Genomic DNA, 1,543 nt, shown 5'->3' with positions numbered 1-1,543 from the left:
GATCAACGAGAGAATCGCGACGTGACGCCGGTTCCGGAATTCATCGTCGAGCTTCGTCGCCGAATCGGCCACGCGCCGCTGTGGTTGCCGGGCATCACCGCCGTCACGATCCGCGGCCGAAAAGTGTTGCTGGTCAAGCGATCCGACAATGGCGCGTGGACGGCCGTGACCGGCATCGTGGAGCCCGGCGAGAATCCGGCCGACTGCGCGGCCCGCGAAGTGCGCGAGGAAACCGGGGTCAGCGCGCGGGCCACGAGATTGGCGTGGGTGCACGTGACCCGGCCGACCGTGCACGCCAACGGCGACCACGCCCAGTACCTGGATCACGTGTTCCGGATGGAGTGGCTGTCCGGGGAGCCCTTTGCGGCCGACGACGAGAGCACTGCCGCCGCCTGGTTCGACCTCGATGACCTTCCGCCGATGACAGCGGACATGCATCGACGTATCACGTTGAGCGCCAACGACGACGAGCGGACCGTCTTCGACACCGACGGTCCGCCACCGGCGGGCTAACCTTCGAGCTTGTACCCCAGCCCGCGCACCGTCACCAGGTGCACCGGGTTGGCCGGGTCGGCTTCGATCTTGGACCGCAGCCGCTTGACGTGGACGTCGAGCGTCTTGGTGTCACCGACGTAGTCGGCGCCCCACACCCGGTCGATCAACTGCCCGCGGGTCAGCACGCGGCCACTGTTGCGCATCAGATACTCGAGAAGGTCAAACTCCTTGAGCGGCAACGTAATCGTGTCGCCGTTGACCGAGACCACGTGACGTTCGACGTCCATCCGCACCGGGCCGGACTCGAGCACGCCATCGCTGATCTCGGAATCGTCGTCACCGCCGCGGCGCAACACCGCGCGGATGCGCGCGATCAGCTCACGCGCCGAATACGGCTTGGTCACATAGTCATCGGCGCCCAGCTCGAGGCCGACGACCTTGTCGATCTCACTATCGCGGGCGGTCACCATGATCACCGGCACGCTGGACCGCGCGCGCAGCTGCTTACAGACGTCGGTGCCGGACATCCCGGGCAGCATCAGGTCGAGCAGCACGATGTCGGCGCCACCCCGATCGAACTCGGCGAGCGCGGCCGAACCGTCGGTCACCACGGTGGCCTCGAAGCCTTCCTTGCGGAGCAGGAACGCCAGCGGATCGGCCAGCGACTCCTCGTCCTCCACGATCAGCACACTGGTCATCGGCGCGATTCCTCCTCATCGCTGCGCTCTGCAACGTCATACGCGCGGGTCATCGGCGCGATTCCTCCTCATCGCTGCGCTCTGCAACGTCATACGCGCGGGTCATCGACTTAGTTCTTCCTCTCGTTGTGAGCGGTTGGGCCGCACGTCGCGGCCAACCACAACGGCAGCATCGGCGTGTGGAGCAAGCCGGGCACCGGATCGACGTTCACTCTTTCGATCCCGGCGGCCAGGGTGTCTCATCACGACGATGGTGAATCCGAGCAATCGCAGGGCCGCGACGTGCTTGACGATGGCTAGGCCCAGCCCGCTGCCGCCGGTAGCCCGTGAGCGGGCCTTGTCCCCGCGGA

At 66.5% G+C, this 1,543-nt stretch carries 2 protein-coding genes and 1 pseudogene; 2 read left to right on the top strand and 1 reads right to left on the bottom strand.

What is annotated here, in order from left to right:
- Positions 1 to 21 precede the first annotated feature (21 nt).
- Complete coding sequence (locus A5646_RS00320) at positions 22 to 513, top strand: NUDIX domain-containing protein (RefSeq protein ID WP_067018971.1); 492 nt, start codon at positions 22 to 24, stop codon at positions 511 to 513.
- On the opposite strand, the gene regX is transcribed toward A5646_RS00320, so the two are convergent.
- Positions 510 to 1,193 carry a two-component sensory transduction protein RegX gene (gene regX / locus A5646_RS00315; RefSeq protein WP_007768263.1) on the bottom strand — a complete coding sequence of 228 codons (684 nt, stop codon included), beginning with the start codon at positions 1,191 to 1,193 and terminating at the stop codon, positions 510 to 512. The genes A5646_RS00320 and regX overlap by 4 nt on opposite strands.
- Before the next feature lie 132 nt (positions 1,194 to 1,325).
- Between regX and A5646_RS30300 the strand changes: the two are divergent.
- Positions 1,326 to 1,493 (top strand): annotated as a pseudogene (locus tag A5646_RS30300) (sensor histidine kinase); the annotation flags it as partial.
- Positions 1,494 to 1,543: the final 50 nt, after the last annotated feature.

Source organism: Mycobacterium sp. 1245499.0 (genome assembly GCF_001673615.1).
Lineage (GTDB): Bacteria > Actinomycetota > Actinomycetes > Mycobacteriales > Mycobacteriaceae > Mycobacterium > Mycobacterium europaeum_A.
Note: the sequence above shows the minus strand (reverse complement) of the source record. Positions and strands in the feature narration are given on the sequence as shown.

Coding starts and splice junctions, on each gene's coding strand:
- regX (WP_007768263.1), bottom strand. CDS start 1,193: ATGACCAGTGTGCTGATCGTGGAGGACGAGGAGTCGCTGGCCGATCCG.